Below are 15,999 nucleotides of genomic sequence, written 5' to 3' on the forward strand. Positions count from 1 at the left end.
AATCGGCTGCACGTGATTCTTTGAATCATGGCTGATTCTAGCGAGGGGAGCCATGGTTGAGCGCAATGTCGGTCAGATGAGCTTGGCGGATGGCCTGGTTCGGGCACCGCGAAGCAGCATCCTGGATGAGGTGGAGGCTGTTGTGGATTGGGCGCCGCTGCGCTCGCTGCTTGGCAAGCGGGGCGGCGATGGTGCCGGCAACAGCAGCTATCCGGCGGAAGTCTTGCTTCGCTGCTTGCTCGCCGGGATCTGGCACAATCTGTCTGATCCCGCGCTGGAAGCGGCCATTGCAGACCGGTTGTCGTTCCGCCGCTTTGTTGGTCTGAGCCTGCACGATCAGACCCCGGATCACACGACATTGTGGCGGTTTCGGCAGGAACTCGCCAAGGACGGTCTGATCGAGAAGATCTTCACTGAGATCAATCGGCAGTTGGAGGCCAAGAAGCTGATCCTCAAGCAGGGAACGCTGGTCGACGCCTCGTTAATCGCGGCACGAGCCACTCCGCCCCGCAAGGCACGCAAGGATGGCGAGGATACGCCACCCAAACCATCTGCGGATCGCGATGCTCGCTGGGGCCGGAAAGGCAAAAAGAGCGTGTTCGGCTATAAAATCCACACGGGCGTGGATGCAGGTCACACCCTCATTCGTCGCGTCCATGTGACGGACGCCTCAATCACCGATACCGAGCCAGCGGATCGTCTGTTCTGCGGCGATGAGGCCGCGGTCTATGGCGATCAGGCCTACTACACGCATGCCCGGCACGCGCGTCTTAAAGAAGCTGGCATCAAGGACCGCCTGATGCATCGGCCCAACAAGCATCATCCCGAACTGCCGCCGCGGCAGAAGCTGCGCAACAAACTAATCGCCAAGGTGCGCGCCGCCGTCGAGCGTCCGTACGCCGTGTTCAAGGAGCATTATGGTCTCCGGCGGATGCGCTTCTTCAACTTCGAGCGCAATCAGGTGCACATCGTGCTGGCCTGCTGCGCCTACAACCTACGGCGTGCGGCCGGCGCATTGGCCGCACAACGCCAGGAGTCCGTCTCCGCATGAAAAAACAGAGGACAACAGGGGATGAAATGAGCAAAATGCCGCTCACTGTAGCGGGCTGACATCAAAAAAGCCCGCGACGCACCTCAAGCGCCCGCTCGCCCCTCTGTGCAAAGCCCTCACAGGGGGAGAGGGATAGAGCCTACACCCTCGGCATGCTCACCGGCCTTACCTCACGCGATTGCGCCGCGAGCCTGATGCCGGCATTGGCCGCGCCGAATCCCTGATAGCTCCTCCGCTCGACGATCTCGAAGAAAAACCGCTCGTCGAAAATGTGGGTGTAGACCTGGAAGAACTCGCCGTCGCCCTCGCGGTCGTAGAGGATGTGGTTGGCGCGCAGTTGCGCCATCAGTTCGGGAGCCAGGTCGTACTTGGCTTCGATGTCGTCGTAGTAATTGTCGGGGATATCCAGAAAGTCCGCTCCACGCGCGCGCATCGCCGCGACCGTCGCGAAAACATCTTCGCACGAGAACGCGATGTGCTGCACCCCTGAGCCGAAAAACTCCGAAATGAAGCGCGCTGGTAGCGTGCGGTTGGCGGAGGAGCCGTTGAGCACGAAGCGCAGGCTCTGGTCGCCGTTGATCACGGCCTGGCTCTGCACCAGACCCCTAGGGTCGGCGATCTCCATCTGTGGTAGGCGCGTCAGGTCAAGGATGCCGGTGTAGAACAACAGCCAGGACAGCATCTCGTCATAGGGCATCGACTGGGCGATGTGATCGACGGCGAGCAGCGCGTCCGCGCCAGCGTCACTCGCGACGGCTTCGAAATCCGTGTCCCAGTTCTTGCCGGCCTGGTCGAGGAAATAAAGAAGACTGCCGCCGACGCCGTGGATCGCCGGGATTTCCAGCTCGCCCGGGCCGACCGGTTGATAGAAGGTGCGCGTCTTCAGGGCCTCGGCCCGCTGCATGGCGAGGCCGGCATTGTCGACATCGAGCGCGATCGCGCAGACACCGGGGCCGTGGGTGACGTAGTGCGAATGCGCGAAGCCGTCGGTCTCGCAATTGATCACGAGCTCGATCTTGCCCTGCGACCAGCGCTCCACCGCCTTACTGCGGTGCTTGCCGCTTCTGCGGAATCCGAGCTGTGAAAGCAGGTCCGCGAGCTCGCTCGCCTTGGTCTCGTTGACGGCGAACTCGATGAAGCCGGTGCCGCCGCTCTTGGCCTTCGGCGCCAGCGGCTCGCCGACGAGTTTTGGCCAATCTGGCGCGAGTTGGTCCTGCAACAGGATCAGCGAGCGCAGGCCGTCGACCGCGGTCTGCGCGGACGAGCCGGCGCGGAACTGGTCGTTGAAAATCTCCAACGATAGCGGTCCGGCATAGCCGGTCGCCGCGATCGCCTGCATGAATTCGCCGACCGGCAGATCGCCCTGGCCAGGGAAGGAGCGGAAGTGCCGGCTCCACGACAGGATGTCGAGCTCGAGCTTTGGCGCATCGGCAAGCTGCACCAGAAAGATCTTGTTGCCGGGTATCGAGGCCATCGCGCGGACCGGGAACCCCGGGGCGAGCGCGTGAAAACTGTCGAGGATGACGCCGATCGCCGAATGATCGGCGCGCCGCACGATCTCCCAGGCGTCGCGGTAGTCGTTGACATGCCGTCCCCAGGCCAGCGCCTCATAGCCGACGCGCAAGTTACGTTTGGCCGCGCGATCGCCGAGCTCGCGAAAGTCGTCTGCGGCGCGGTCGATGCCGCCGAGCGAGTGAGGTGAGACATTGGAGCAAATCAGCAGCAGGTCGGTGCCGAGCTCCTGCATCAAGTCGAACTTCCGCTCGGCGCGGGCGAAGTTGCGCGAACGCTGCGGCTCGGGCATGCCCTCGAAATCGCGGAATGGCTGGAACGCGCAGATCTCGAGATTGAGATCGCGGCAGAGCTTTGCGATGTCACGCGGGCCTGCGCCGAACGACAGCAGATCGTTCTCGAAGATCTCGACTGCCGCGAATCCGGCGGATGCGATGGCGCGCAATTTTTCGTCGAGAGCCCCCGAAAGGGAAACGGTCGCGATCGAGTGCTTGTTCATGCCGCACTCTCCTCCATGGCACCACCGAGGAACAATTGCCCGATGCGCGGATCATTCAGAATGCTCTCAGCCTTGTCGAACATGCGGGTCTGACCGAGCTCGAGCACGATGCCGAAATCGGAGATCTCAAGCGCCGAGCGCGCGTTCTGCTCGATCATCAAGATCGTGACGCCGCGGTCGCGCAAGCTCTTCAGGATGTCGAAGGTCTGCTGCACCATCAGTGGCGACAGGCCGATCGAGGGCTCGTCGATCAGCACCAGTTTCGGCTCGAGCAGCAGCGAGCGGGCGATCTCGAGTTGCTTCTGCTCGCCGCCCGAGAGTGTCGATGCCTGCTGCGCCGATTTGCGCCGCAGCACTGGAAACAGGTCGAGCGCGGCCTCGATCCGCGTCGGTAGGTCGATATCCTTGCCGGCGGCGACGCCACCGAGCTCGATATTGTGACGGACTGAGAGCTCGGGGAAGATGTTGCGGCCCTGCGGCACGTAGCAGATGCCGGCATTGAGCAGCGCGCGCTGGCTTAAGTTCGTGACGTCGCGGCCCGCAAAGTTGATTTTGCCCTCGCGCAGCTTCAACAGGCCGAAGATCGCCTTGAACACGGTGGACTTGCCGGCGCCGTTCGGGCCGATGATGGTGGTGATCGTGGCCTGCGGCACGGCGAACGTGGTGCCGTTCAGAATCGTCATCTTGCCGTAGCCGCCGACGAGATTGTGAACCGAGAGGATCGGGTCGCTCATGGCTCGCTCCCTAATGTCCAAGATAGGCTTCGATCACGGCGGGATTCTTGCGGATCTCGTCCGGCCGCCCCATCGCCAGCACCTTGCCTTCCGCCATCACCATCACGCGCGAGCACAGCGACATCACGAACTCCATGTTGTGCTCGATCACGACGAAGGTGGCGTTCTTCTCGCGGTTGATCGCGACCAGGCGCTCTTTCAGGTCCGACAGCATCGATGGATTGACGCCGCCGGCAGGCTCGTCGAGCAGCACCAGGCGAGGTCCACCCATGAAGGCCATGGCGGCGTCGAGCAGCTTCTGCTGTCCATAGGACAGGCCACCCGCGGGCTCGGCGGCGAGGTGATCGAGCTTGAAGAAGCCGATCATCTGGTTGGCGGTTTCCGTCAGCCCGGCATCGGAGCGGCCGACCAGGCGCGAGGCCATGTTGCCCTGATGCTCTTGCCCAGCGAGGATCAGGTTCTCGCGCACCGAGAGCTTTGGAAACACCTGCAAGAGCTGGAAGGTGCGGCTGACCCCGAGCTTGTTGAGCTCGGCCGGGCGCAGGCCCGTCACGACCTTGCCGTCGAGCTTGACCTCGCCGCCGGTCGGCGTGAGCTGGCCGAGGATGCAGTTGAACAGGGTCGACTTGCCGCAACCGTTCGGCCCGATCAGGCCGAGGATCTCGCCCTCGCGGACGTCGAAGGAGACGCCGTCGACCGCGGTGATGCCGCCAAAGCTCTTCTTGATGTCGGTGACCTCGAGGACCGCGCTCATTGCGCCGTCTCCAGCCGGGACTTTGCGACGGCGCGCAGTGCGGATGCGGCCTTGGTGCGGCGCTCGGCGAGATAGCGGTCGAGGATTCCCAGGATGCCTGTCGGCGACCAGATCAGGAGCAGCATCACCGCGACCGCGTAGAGCATCAGATAATACCCTTCCGTGAAGCGCAGCCATTCCGGCAGCAGCACTGCGATCATCGCCCCGAGGAACGGACCGAGGAAGAAGCCGGCACCACCGACGATCACCATCATCAGCAGGTCGAGCGAGAGCGACAGGTTGAACGGCACGGGATCGATATATTGCGTCAGCGGGGCATAGAGGGCGCCGGCGACGCCGCCGAGGGCCGAGCCGATCGCGAACGCCATCAGCGTGTAGCGCCTTGTGTCGACGCCGAGCGACTGTGCGCGCAGCGGATTTTCGCGCAGCGCCATGAAGGCGCGGCCCCAGGGTGAGCGGATCAGCCACCACACCGCCACTGACACGATCGCGAGCGATCCGAGGCAGACATAGTAGAACGGCAGCGGCTTGTTGGTCGGAATCCCAAAAAAGTGCGGCCGCGGAATGTTGGAGATGCCGTAAATGCCGCCGGTGAGCCAGCTCTCGTTGCGGAACACCAGGAAGGCCAGCGTCGAGAAGGCCAGCGTGACGAAGGCAAGGTAATGGTGCTGCACGCGTAGCGCGGGATAGCCGAGCACCCAGCCGACCGCGAAGCTCAAGATAATCGCGACCAGGATTGCGACAGGCAACGGCCAGCCATGCGTGGTCATGATGGCCGCCGCATAAGCGCCGATGCCGACGAAGGCGCCTTGCGCCAGCGAGACCTGGCCGGCATAGCCGAGCGTGAGGTTGAGCCCCATCGCGGCGATGGTCATCACCGCCCACTGGCTCAGGATGAACAGGCCGTAGCGATTGAAGTTCATGGGCACGATGATCAGGCCGGCGATGACGGCGAGGCCGAGCGCGATCTTCAGGGATTTGCCGAGACCGCTCATACCGTGCGCTCCTCGGCGCGGCCGAGCAGTCCTTGCGGCCGGAACAGGATGACCAGGATCAGGAAGATCAGCGGCACCGCCGCGCGATACTGCGTCGAGACGTAGGATGCAGCGAGATTATCGAGCACGCCGATCAGCAGGCCGCCGGCAATCGCGCCGCGCACCTGGTTGAAGCCACCGACGATCGCCGCGATGAAAGCGGCCTGGCCCAGCACCTCGCCGGAGGAGAATTTTGCCAGATAGATCGGCGTGATCAGCAGCGAGGCCAGCGCCACCAGGAAGGCGTTGATCAGGAAGGTCAGCAAGATCATCCGCTCGACCGGCACGCCGATGATGCGCGCAACCGTCGGGTTTTGCGCCGCCGCCTGCATCTGGTGGCCGAGCGAGGTGCGGTTCAGCAGCGTGGTCAGACCGAGCACGGCGAGGATGGCGAGCGCGAGCACGCTGATGCTTTGCAGCGAGACAATATGGCCGAGGATCGAGATGTCACCGGTCGGCACGATCGAGGGGAACGGCGAGGCTTCGGCGCTGAAGAACTGCTTCACGGCTTCCTTGATGCCGATGGCGAGCGCCATGGTCGCGATCGCCAGCGGCAGTACACCATGGCGCATCATCGGATCGACCAGCAGCATCTTGAAGGCGAGGCCGAGCAGGATCATCGAGAGCAAAATGCCGAGAATGATCGCGAGCCAGAACGGCGCGCCGGCATGCATCGCCGCCAGCATCAGAAATGCCGGCAGCATTACGAACTCGCCTTGCGCGAAATTGATGGTCTGCGAGGTCTGCCACAACAGCGTGAAGCCGACCGCGACCAACGCATAGATCGCGCCAGTGGCAAGTCCCGCGACCAGAAGATCCAACAGATTGGACATATTCCCCTCTTTCCTCTCCCCGTGTGCGGGGAGAGGCGAAGACCTCACTTCACCTTCGGCAGCACCTGCTTCACCACCTGCTTGCCTTCGATCACCTCGACCAGAAAACTCTGGCGATCGATGTCGCCGGTGTCGCTGAAGGTGACGTCCATCAAGATACCCGGCTCATCCGCGGCCTTGATCGTCAGGCCGTGCAGCGCGTCGGCGAACGCCTTGGAATCGACCTTGCCCATCTTCTCGGTGGTGGCTTTCACCATGTAGACGGCGAGGTAGCCCTTCAGGCCGTTATGGTCGGGCACGTAGTTGTACTTCTTGGCAAACTTGTCACGGAACGCCTTGATCAGGTCGACCGGCGCGTCGGTGGTGAGGCCGACATGGCCGCGCGCGCCGTTGGCGGCGTCGCCCGCGAGCTCGATCACCTTCTGGCCGATCAGCGTGGTCTCGCCCATCAGCGGCGCGGTGACGCCCTGGCGCTTCAGCTCCTTCAGGATTCGCGCGCTCTCTTCTTCGTTGAGATAGACGAAGACGGCATCGGGATTGGCGGCCTTGATCTTGCCGACATCGGCGGCGAAATCGGCCTGGCCCGCTTCAGTGGAGAGGTCGGCGACCACCTTGGAGCCGAGCCGGTCGAGCTCCTTGACCACGACGTCGCGTCCGCCGCGGCCAAAGTCGTTGTTGACCCAGACCACCGCGACCGACTTCGCCTTCATCTCGTCGTGGATGTACTTTGCCACTTTCGGCATCGAGGATTGCTGGCCGAACGAAGTGCGGAACAGGAATTTGTTTCCGGCTTGCGTCAGTTCGGCGGCTTCGCCACCCATGATCTGTGCGATGCCGGCTTCGGCCGCGAGCGGCGCGGTGACCTTCACCGAGCCGGAATAGCCGGGCCCGAGCAGCACATAGGGCTCGGCGTCGAGCGCCTTCTGCACCTGCGCGCGCGCGACGCCCGGGTTGGACTGCGAGTCGGCGTGGGTGACTTCGAACTTGCGGCCGAGCACGCCGCCCTTGGCGTTGATCTCCTCGATCGCGAGGTCGATGCCGTTCTTCCAGTTGGTGCCGACGGTGGCGCCGCCCCCTGATAATTCGGCGACGTCGGCGAGCTTGATCGCCTGCGCGTGTGCGCTTGTTGCCGCGGCGAAGGCAAGCAATGCGCCTGCCAGTAGTGTGGATTTCATGGTCTCTCCTCCCATTTATTGACTTTGATCGTGCCCGCGGCCTTGTGTCCGGCCGCTTCCGTTACGCTGCGTGATAGGCTGCGCTTCGTGCCGCCATCACCTCGTCGAATGCCTCTCCCATGACTTCCGTCGATGGGGCAAGGCCCGTGAACAGTTCGAAGGCGTCTGCGGCCTGGTAGATTGCAAGCTCGCGCCCGGTCATGATCCGTGCGCCCTTGGCTTGGGCGGCCGCCAGCAGCGGCGTGATCAGCGGCGAGTAGACGGCGTCCGCAACCCACAGGTTTTCACGCAGCAGCGCCGGCGCGACCGGCGTTTCCCGGTTCGGGAGCATGCCGACCGGCGTGCCGTTGACGAGGCCGGTTGCACCGTCGAGCGCGTCCTCGACGCTCGTGGCCACCCTGGCGCCACCCTGTTTGGCGAGCAGCGCGGCGAGTCTTTCGGCCCGCACCGGTTCACTGTCGAAGATGCGGATGTCGGCCACCTTCAGGCTCGCCAGCGCAAAGGCGATCGCCTTGCCGACGCCGCCGGTGCCGATCACGGCAACCGCATTTCCGGTGGGCGCCAGCAGCGGCGTGACGGCGTGCGCAAAGCCCGTCGTGTCGGTGTTGTGGCCAATCAGGCGACCGTCCTTGACGACGACGGTGTTGACCGCCCCCATAGCGGCCGCAGCCGGCGCCAGCTCATCGAGCAGAGGGACCACCGCTTCCTTGTAGGGAAAGGTGACGTTGACGCCGGCAAAGCCTAATCGCCGCACGCCCTCCAGCATCATGCCGAGCCCGGCCGCGTCAGCACCGGCGACCTCGATAAGCTGGTAGTGACCGCGCAAGCCAAGGGCCTCAGCGGCGCGCTCATGCATGGCGGGAGAGGCGGAATGCGCGATCGGCGCGCCGATCAGGCCGGTCAGGAGCTTCTCGGATGCGGCAGGTCCGCGCTTTGACATGATCCACTATCGCCTGGTGAGGTGCACTGATTTCCGGCCATTAGCCGCGAAATTCGCGCAATTCCAAGGGGTTTTCGAAGTGGGACGATAGTCTTTCCCCCGCCTAACACAATTATCCATTTATCTGGTAAACCTAACATAATGTTATTTCTTGCGTCCGCGCCCTGAGACAGCCTTGCCGTTGCCACGGGACGGCTCGACCGCGCGCATCTCGGCGCGCAGGGATTCGATGAAATACTCGACATGGAGCGACAATGGCGCGCCGCGCTTGACCGCAATGTAGGTGTCGAACCGGGTCGGCTCGGTGATCTTCAACAACTCGATCCCGGGGTAGCCGCCATGGGCCACCGTGAACTGGTCGATGATGGCAATGCCGAGGCCGGCCTTCACCAGCGCGCACACCGTGGTGCCGAAGCGGGCGCGGATGGTGATGTTGTAGTCGAGCCGGTGGCGCGCAAAGATCTCGGCCATGATCCGGCCGTAGGGGTCGTTGGGATCGATGCCGATCAGCGGATAGCGGGTGATCTCGGCGGCCGAGACATGCTTGCGGCCGGCGAGCTCGTGGCCGGGCGGCACGATGCAATACAGCTCGCCCGAAGCGAGCGGCATGAAGTCGAGCCCGGAATGCTCTAACCGGTAGCTCATCGCCACGCACTCGCCGCGGCCGAGCAGGAGATAGTCGATGGCCTCCTCGAGCTTGAGGATGTTGATGTCGATGCCGAGATCCGGATAGCGGCGGCGGACGCGCTCGATCGCGCGCGGCACCATCACCTGCGAGATGCTCGGCACCGAACCAATGCGCAGTTCCGAGAGGCCGCCGCGGCCGATCTTGGAGATGATCTCGGAGAGGTCGTCGACCTTCTTGTAGACGCCGTTGATCTGCTCAAAAATGTTCTCGGCTTCCGGCGTCGGGAAGTAGCGTCCGTTCTGACGCTGGAAGAAGCGGATGCCGAGCGAGCGTTCGGTGTATTTGACCAGCCGGCTGATGCCCGGCGCCGACACGTTCAAGAGTTTCGCCGCGCCGCCAATGGTGCCCGTCACCATCACGGCACGGATCACTTCAACCTGGCGCAGCGTCATCATGTGCTGAACTTCCCGAAAGACGATCGTGGCAGCGATCATCTCACGAGCAGCGCGCGGTCATCCAGCGGCAAATGCCTGTTGATGTGAACGGGAGACGGAAACCCGACTTCGCGGGCGGACTGTATTGGCCAAAGCGGCGCGTTCAGGAGGGACCGTGTTCAGGAGAGACAACGGCGCCTGAGCGCGGCGTTGTGTTTGCTGCGACTGCGTTCTAGCTCGCCGGTCCATCCGGAGACACGCTGCCCGGCCGCTCCTCGCGCTCGCCTTGCAGCACTTCGCGCGCGAACTCGATGATCTTCTGCTTGTTTGCCGTATCGCGGACGGCGAAAAACACGCGGTTCAATTCCAGGCCGAGCACGCTGTTGAGGGCGATGTTCTCGTCTTCCATCGTGGCTTTCCCGCTCTAGACGCCTTAGGTGTAACTTGACGTCACTTCCTCCACAAGTAGATTGAATCTGCGGAGCCAGCGGCACACCGGGAAAATACCGAAGCGGGTGAATTGAGGCAGCCCCCAAAGACGTGCTATACGGAACGGCGAGGGGCAGGGAACGCACCGATGTCCGCCGTCGATTATGGCCGGGAAGCGCTGGACTTCATCGAAGGGCTCGGAGCCTATGGCAAGGTTCCGGACGCGATGGATGCGCTTGCGATGACGTTCGGCCGTTACGGCTTCGAGCATATCATCGTGACGGGCCTGCCGAATCCCGATCAACGCTTTTCCCAGATGGTGCTGGCCAAGAAGTGGCCGGCCGAGTGGTTCAACCTCTATACCGAAAAGAGCTACGACCGCGTCGATCCCGTGATCCGCAAGTGCCGGCACACGGTAAATCCGTTCGAATGGTCGGAGGCGCCTTACGACGCAGAGCTCGAACCGGGTGCGGTCGAGGTGATGCGGCGCGCTGCCGATTTCCGCATGTCACGCGGTTTCGTCGTGCCGATCCACGGCTTGACCGGCTATGAGGCCGGCGTCTCGCTCGGTGGCGTCCATCTCGATCTCAATGCCCGCAGCAAGCCGGCACTGCACCTGATCGCGATGTACGGCTTCGACCACATCCGCCGTCTGCTCGCTCCGGCCCCGCATCCGTTGGCACGCCTCACCCCGCGCGAGCGCGAGGTGATCGCCTGGGCGTCGCAAGGCAAGTCCGCCTGGGAGATCGGCGAGATATTGAACATCACGCAGCGCACCGCGGAAGAGCATCTCGCAACCGCCGCGCGCAAGCTTGGTGCCGTCAACCGGACGCATGCGGTCGCGATCGCGATCCGCCAGAGAATCATCAATCCCTGAAATCATCGCCTACTGGGAAATTTCCCAATAGTAGGTTTGGCCTTTTTCGCTGAGGCTGCCCCCATTTCAAGCCATGGGGGAATTCATGATTCATGTCATTTCTGCCACTAACCGGCATCTTTACGAAGACGTCATCGAGCAACATTTCCGGATGCGTCACGAGATTTTCGTCGAAGAGCGGAAATGGGAGGCGCTGCGCAAGCCCGACGGCCGCGAGATTGACGTCTACGACAATGAGGACGCGATCTACCTGCTGGCGCTCGAAAACCGCCGCGTGCTTGGTGGCTACCGCCTGTATCCAACCACCAAGCCGACGATGATGAGCGAGGTCTTCCCCCACCTTGCCGCGGTACGGGGCTGCCCCGTCGATCCGCTGATCTGGGAGTGGTCGCGCTTCTTCGTGTCGCGCGAGCGTCGCGACGGTGCGTTCAACCTGCAACTGATGGCGGCGGCGCAGGAGTTCTGTCTCGATCAAGGTATCGAGCGCCTTTGCCTGGTCATGGAGACATGGTGGCTGCCGCGCTTCCAGGAGATCGGCTTCGTCGTCACGCCGCTGGGATTGCCTGCGCTGATCCAGGACTCCTGGACGATGGCCGCAACCATCGAGGTCCGTCAGGAGTCGCTCGAGATCGTGCGCGACCGCATCGGGATGAAGAATGTCATCCAGCAGGACGGACCGCGTCTCGACTGTATCGCCCTTGCCAACCTCTGCGGCCTTTCCGCCGCCCAACGAAAGAGCGCATGAGATGTCGAACATGATGCGGGACGGCCAGATCATGGCGCAAACCAAGGACGAGAATCTCGGCTACATGTCCGACATGGCGCTTGAGCTTGCGCAGATGGCGGAAGACACCGGACTGGCAACGCTTGCCTATCTGTTCCGGATGGCAGCGCTGGAGGCCTCGACGGCAAACACCGAGCTCGGCGAGCCCGATGATCTTCCCCACCAGGTGACGTCGCACTAGACGCACCCTTCATTTCATTCCGAAGAAGTCTGCACCCTTTCCCCGGCAACGGGGGGAGGGTGATCGTTTAGGTGCGGCAGGTTGACCCATCCCGCGCGGCAGCCTTCTTGCAGGGCGCAGAGAGGGCGGGGTCGACCGCAAGCGCTGGGATGCAACAAAGTGCATGTCTGGCGCGGAATCGCTCTTGCCTCGGAACGATACTGCCTTTACCCATTTTTCGGCCTTGAACAGGCAGGGGGAGCTCTTTCACTGATGGCGACTGTGTTCGAACATCGGCGCGATTCCGCGTGCGCCTGAAAGAGTTTTGATGCTGCTCGTCGTCGAACAGTTCTTGAACGGATTGCAGTTCGGCCTGCTTCTGTTCCTGCTCGCCGCCGGCCTGACGCTGGTGTTCGGGATCATGGATCTCGTCAACCTCGCGCACGGCTCGCTCTACATGATGGGCGCCTATTTCGCCGCGACCTTCGCAGCCTGGACCGGCAGCTTCCTGCTCGGTTCGCTGCTGGCGCTCGGCGCGACGCTGGTGCTCGGCATCGTGCTCGAGATGAGCGCACTGCGGCACCTCTACGGCCGCGACCATCTCGACCACGTGCTCGCGACCTTCGGCCTGATCCTGTTCTTCAATGAAGCCGTCCGGCTGATCTGGGGCCCTGCGGGCCTGGCGCTGCCGCTGCCCGCCTGGCTCACGGTGCCGGTGCCAATTCTGCCCGGCATTCACTACCCCGCCTATCGGCTTGCCATCATCGTGGTGGCGCTGCTGGTGGCGCTCTTGCTCTATCTCGGCGTGATGCGCACCCGCGTCGGTATGCTGATCCGGGCCGGCGCCTCCAACCGCGAGATGATCGGGGCGCTCGGAATCAACATCAAGCTACTCTACACGCTGGTGTTCGGCCTCGGTGCCGCGCTCGCCGGCCTTGCCGGGTTGATGCAGGCGCCGATCCTCACTGTACAGATCGGCATGGGCGAGAACATCCTGATCCTCGCCTTCGTCATCATCGTGATCGGCGGCATCGGCTCGATCCGCGGCGCCTTCCTCGCCGCGATCTTCGTCGGCATGATCGACACGCTCGGCCGCGCCTTCCTGCCCAATTTGCTGCGGCAGGTGCTGAGCGGCGCCGCAGCTTCCACCGCCGCGCCCGCGCTGTCGTCCATGCTGATCTATCTGTTGATGGCGATCGTGCTGGTGGTGCGGCCGGAGGGGCTGTTTCCGGCCAGCCGTCGATGAAAGCTTTCACTGTGAGCAAGGCCGTCACGGCCCTGATGCTGGCCGGCCTCGTGCTGCTGCCGCTCTATTCGCAGCTCTCGGGCAACATCTTCATCCTGACGCTGTTCACCCGCGTCGTCATCCTGGCGCTGGCGGCGGCGAGCCTCAACCTCATGATGGGCTATGGCGGCATGATGAGCTTTGGCCACGCCGCCTATCTCGGCATCGGCGGCTATGCCGTCGGCATGTTGGCGCAGGAAGGTGTGGGCTCCGGCTTCATCCAGTTTCCGGTAGCGCTCGCAGCCTCTGCGCTGTACGCGCTGGTGATCGGCGCGCTCTCGCTTCGCACCCGCGGCGTCTATTTCATCATGATCACACTCGCCTTCGCGCAGATGGCCTATTACGTCGCCTCAGGGCTGGCGCGCTATGGCGGCGACGACGGGCTCACCGTCTACAAGCGCAGCGACTTTTCCGGCCTGATCAATCTGGGCAATCGCACGCAGTTCTACTATCTCTGCCTCGCCTGCCTGTTCGGTGTCGTCTTCCTGATCTGGCGCATCGTCAATTCACGCTTCGGCCTCGTGGTGCAGGGCCTGCGCTCCAACGAGCAGCGCATGCAGGCGATCGGCTTTCCGGCAAAACGCTACCAGCTGGTCTGCTTTGTCATCTCCGGCATGATGTGCGGCCTTGCGGGTGCGCTGCTGGCCAACAACACTGATTTCATCAGCCCGGCGGTGATGTACTGGACCCGCTCCGGCGACCTCATGGTGATGGTGATCCTCGGCGGCATGGGCACACTGTTTGGCCCGGTGATGGGCGCGGTGGTGTATCTGCTGCTGGAAGAGTTCTTGTCGCAGCTCACCGAATATTGGGCGCTGATCATGGGGCCGCTGTTGTTGCTGATCGTGCTGTTCGGCCGCGGCGGTATCATGGGCCTGCTCGGGAGGCTCAACCGTGGCTGAACCGCTGCTTCGCGTCGAAAAGCTGGTGCGTCGCTTCGGCGGCATCACCGCCACGGACAACGTCTCGCTCGATGTCGCGGCGGGCGAGCTGCACGCCATCATCGGCCCGAACGGCGCCGGCAAGACCACGCTGATCAGCCAGCTCACCGGACATCTCGAGCCGCATTCCGGCAGCGTTTCGCTCGGTGGCCGTGACATCACGTACCTCCCGGCCTATCGCCGTTGCGCGCTGGGATTGGCCCGTTCGTTCCAGATCACCTCGCTGCTGCCCGACTTCACCGCCGCCGACAATGTTGCACTCGCGGCCCAGGCGCATGCAGGCCACTCGTTCCGCTTCTTTGCCAACGCACGGAAGGAGAAGGGCCTGCGCGATGCCGCGCATGCCGCGCTCGATCGCGTCGGCCTGCTGCACCGCGCCGATGTCCTGGTGTCCCGGCTCAGCCATGGCGAGCGTCGCCAGATCGAGCTTGCCGTCGCTCTCGCCAGCAAGCCGAAATTGCTGCTGCTCGATGAGCCGATGGCGGGCCTCGGCGTCACTGAATCCCAGCGCATGGTGCAATTGCTCCAGGAACTGCGAAAGGAAGTCTCAATCGTGCTGGTCGAGCACGACATGCCGGCGGTGTTCGCGCTCGCTGACCGCATCTCGGTGCTGGTCTATGGCCGCGTCATTGCCTCCGGTGATCCGGCCGCGATCCGCGCGAACGACGACGTCAAGCGCGCTTATCTCGGCGACCAGCATGTGGTGACGCACCATGTCTGAAAAGGTGATGGCTGACACGCTGCTCGACGTCGAAGGCATCGAGACCTGCTACGGCCTCTCCCAGGTGCTGTTCGGCCTGTCGCTGTCGATCAAGCCGGGCGAGATGGTTTCACTCATGGGCCGCAACGGCATGGGCAAGACCACCACCATCCGCTCCATCATGGGCCTGACGCCGGCGCGCGCGGGCAGCATCCGTTTTGCGGGTGCCGAGGTGCGGCAGTTTCCGTCGTATCGGATCGCGAAGCTCGGTGTCGGCTTGGTCCCTGAGGGACGCCAGATTTTCCCGAACCTCACCGTGCGCGAAAATCTGGTCGCGGCCGCCGCCGATCGCTTCAACAGCGCCAATCCCTGGACGCTGGCCGCGATCTATGCGCTGTTTCCGCGGCTCGCCGAGCGCGCCTCGAACATGGGCAACCAGCTCTCCGGCGGCGAGCAGCAGATGCTTGCGATCGGCCGCGCGCTGATGACCAATCCAAAACTCCTGATCCTGGACGAGGCGACCGAAGGCCTCGCGCCGCTGATCCGAGAAGAGATCTGGAATTGTCTCTCGATGCTGAAGAGCCGGGGACAGTCGATCCTGGTCGTCGACAAGAACGTCGACCACCTCGCCCGCATCTGCGACCGCCACACCATCATCGAGCGCGGCAAAACGGTGTGGAGCGGCACGTCGGACCAGCTGATGGCCGAGCCGGATTTGCAGCATAAGTATTTGGGGATTTAGCGGCGAGCGACGGCTTGCTGCCGCCTTACAATCAGTGTCGTCCCGGCGAAGGCCGGGACCCATACCGCGTGATCCATCGGTGATGGTTCGATAGCAGTACCGCGCTGTGATGAGATAACTGGCGGTCTTCGCCAAACCACTCCCTGTGGTTATGGGTCCCGGCCTTCGCCGGGACGACGCTGGGGAGAACGCGTGACAACCAATTACCAATAAATCCCATGCCGATGCAGCTCGCGGATCACGCGCGCCTCGGTAGACGGCTGGCGGTGCTTTGGCTTGGCCGTCTCGGTCGTGCTGGCGACTGGTGCTGCGGTAGACCGAGCGGGCATTGCAGCCGTAGCCGTCGCGGCTGGCGCTGTTGTTGCCGGCGGAGTTGAAGCGGGTGCGGTGGTCGCTGTCTGGAGGTGTTGCCGCCGGTGTGACCTGTGGCGCTGCCGCTGCGGCCGGCTGTTCAGTTGCTGGCTGGCTCGCCAGGCTCAAGCCCCGT

General features: G+C 63.4%; 17 protein-coding genes. 8 read left to right on the plus strand and 9 right to left on the minus strand.

What is annotated here, in order from left to right; genetic code table 11:
* Positions 1 to 52: 52 nt before the first annotated feature.
* Complete coding sequence (locus UP06_RS23490; RefSeq protein WP_044999899.1) at positions 53 to 1,051, plus strand: IS5 family transposase; 999 nt, start codon at positions 53 to 55, stop codon at positions 1,049 to 1,051.
* A gap of 139 nt (positions 1,052 to 1,190) precedes the next feature.
* Here the strand turns inward: UP06_RS23490 and UP06_RS23495 are convergent, their stop codons facing one another.
* The 9 genes from UP06_RS23495 to UP06_RS41000 form a co-directional block, all read right to left on the minus strand.
* Complete coding sequence (locus tag UP06_RS23495; RefSeq protein ID WP_045006043.1) at positions 1,191 to 3,062, minus strand: bifunctional sugar phosphate isomerase/epimerase/4-hydroxyphenylpyruvate dioxygenase family protein; 1,872 nt, start codon at positions 3,060 to 3,062, stop codon at positions 1,191 to 1,193.
* Positions 3,059 to 3,796, minus strand: coding sequence for an ABC transporter ATP-binding protein (locus tag UP06_RS23500; protein ID WP_045006044.1), 738 nt, complete (start codon positions 3,794 to 3,796; stop codon positions 3,059 to 3,061). Before UP06_RS23500 ends, UP06_RS23495 begins: the two co-directional genes overlap by 4 nt.
* A gap of 10 nt (positions 3,797 to 3,806) precedes the next feature.
* Positions 3,807 to 4,550: an ABC transporter ATP-binding protein gene (locus UP06_RS23505; protein WP_045006045.1), complete on the minus strand. Its 744-nt coding sequence runs from the start codon at positions 4,548 to 4,550 to the stop codon at positions 3,807 to 3,809.
* Positions 4,547 to 5,545 (minus strand): branched-chain amino acid ABC transporter permease, encoded by a 999-nt coding sequence (locus UP06_RS23510; RefSeq protein ID WP_045006046.1) that lies wholly within the window; start codon positions 5,543 to 5,545, stop codon positions 4,547 to 4,549. Before UP06_RS23510 ends, UP06_RS23505 begins: the two co-directional genes overlap by 4 nt.
* A complete protein-coding gene (locus UP06_RS23515) occupies positions 5,542 to 6,417 on the minus strand; it encodes a branched-chain amino acid ABC transporter permease (protein WP_045006047.1) in 876 nt (291 codons plus the stop codon). The genes UP06_RS23510 and UP06_RS23515 overlap by 4 nt, the downstream gene beginning before the upstream one ends.
* Positions 6,418 to 6,461: 44 nt before the next feature.
* On the minus strand, positions 6,462 to 7,592 hold the full coding sequence (locus UP06_RS23520) for an ABC transporter substrate-binding protein (protein WP_045006048.1): 1,131 nt from the start codon (positions 7,590 to 7,592) through the stop codon (positions 6,462 to 6,464).
* Between the two features lie 61 nt (positions 7,593 to 7,653).
* Positions 7,654 to 8,532 carry a shikimate dehydrogenase gene (locus UP06_RS23525; RefSeq protein WP_045006049.1) on the minus strand — a complete coding sequence of 293 codons (879 nt, stop codon included), beginning with the start codon at positions 8,530 to 8,532 and terminating at the stop codon, positions 7,654 to 7,656.
* 144 nt (positions 8,533 to 8,676) lie between these two features.
* Positions 8,677 to 9,615 carry a LysR family transcriptional regulator gene (locus UP06_RS23530; protein WP_045006097.1) on the minus strand — a complete coding sequence of 313 codons (939 nt, stop codon included), beginning with the start codon at positions 9,613 to 9,615 and terminating at the stop codon, positions 8,677 to 8,679.
* A gap of 211 nt (positions 9,616 to 9,826) precedes the next feature.
* Complete coding sequence (locus UP06_RS41000; protein WP_156163164.1) at positions 9,827 to 10,003, minus strand: hypothetical protein; 177 nt, start codon at positions 10,001 to 10,003, stop codon at positions 9,827 to 9,829.
* Positions 10,004 to 10,171: 168 nt separating this feature from the next.
* On the opposite strand from UP06_RS41000, the gene UP06_RS23535 reads away from it, so the two are divergent.
* From UP06_RS23535 to UP06_RS23565, 7 genes are all read left to right on the plus strand, one after another.
* Complete coding sequence (locus UP06_RS23535; RefSeq protein ID WP_045006050.1) at positions 10,172 to 10,900, plus strand: LuxR family transcriptional regulator; 729 nt, start codon at positions 10,172 to 10,174, stop codon at positions 10,898 to 10,900.
* An 85-nt stretch (positions 10,901 to 10,985) separates the two neighbouring features.
* Positions 10,986 to 11,645 (plus strand): acyl-homoserine-lactone synthase, encoded by a 660-nt coding sequence (locus UP06_RS23540; RefSeq protein ID WP_045006051.1) that lies wholly within the window; start codon positions 10,986 to 10,988, stop codon positions 11,643 to 11,645.
* A 1-nt stretch (position 11,646) separates the two neighbouring features.
* Positions 11,647 to 11,865, plus strand: a complete 219-nt coding sequence (locus tag UP06_RS23545; RefSeq protein WP_045006052.1) for a hypothetical protein — start codon at positions 11,647 to 11,649, stop codon at positions 11,863 to 11,865.
* A 307-nt stretch (positions 11,866 to 12,172) separates the two neighbouring features.
* The gene (locus UP06_RS23550; protein ID WP_045006053.1) at positions 12,173 to 13,090 is read left to right on the plus strand and encodes a branched-chain amino acid ABC transporter permease; all 918 of its coding nucleotides are present in this window, start codon (positions 12,173 to 12,175) and stop codon (positions 13,088 to 13,090) included.
* The gene (locus tag UP06_RS23555; protein ID WP_045006054.1) at positions 13,087 to 14,031 is read left to right on the plus strand and encodes a branched-chain amino acid ABC transporter permease; all 945 of its coding nucleotides are present in this window, start codon (positions 13,087 to 13,089) and stop codon (positions 14,029 to 14,031) included. The genes UP06_RS23550 and UP06_RS23555 overlap by 4 nt, the downstream gene beginning before the upstream one ends.
* The gene (locus UP06_RS23560) at positions 14,024 to 14,791 is read left to right on the plus strand and encodes an ABC transporter ATP-binding protein (RefSeq protein ID WP_045006055.1); all 768 of its coding nucleotides are present in this window, start codon (positions 14,024 to 14,026) and stop codon (positions 14,789 to 14,791) included. The genes UP06_RS23555 and UP06_RS23560 overlap by 8 nt, the downstream gene beginning before the upstream one ends.
* Complete coding sequence (locus UP06_RS23565; RefSeq protein ID WP_045006056.1) at positions 14,784 to 15,512, plus strand: ABC transporter ATP-binding protein; 729 nt, start codon at positions 14,784 to 14,786, stop codon at positions 15,510 to 15,512. The genes UP06_RS23560 and UP06_RS23565 overlap by 8 nt, the downstream gene beginning before the upstream one ends.
* Positions 15,513 to 15,999 lie beyond the last annotated feature (487 nt).

The organism is Bradyrhizobium sp. LTSP857, from assembly GCF_000938285.1.
Taxonomy (GTDB): Bacteria; Pseudomonadota; Alphaproteobacteria; order Rhizobiales; family Xanthobacteraceae; genus Bradyrhizobium.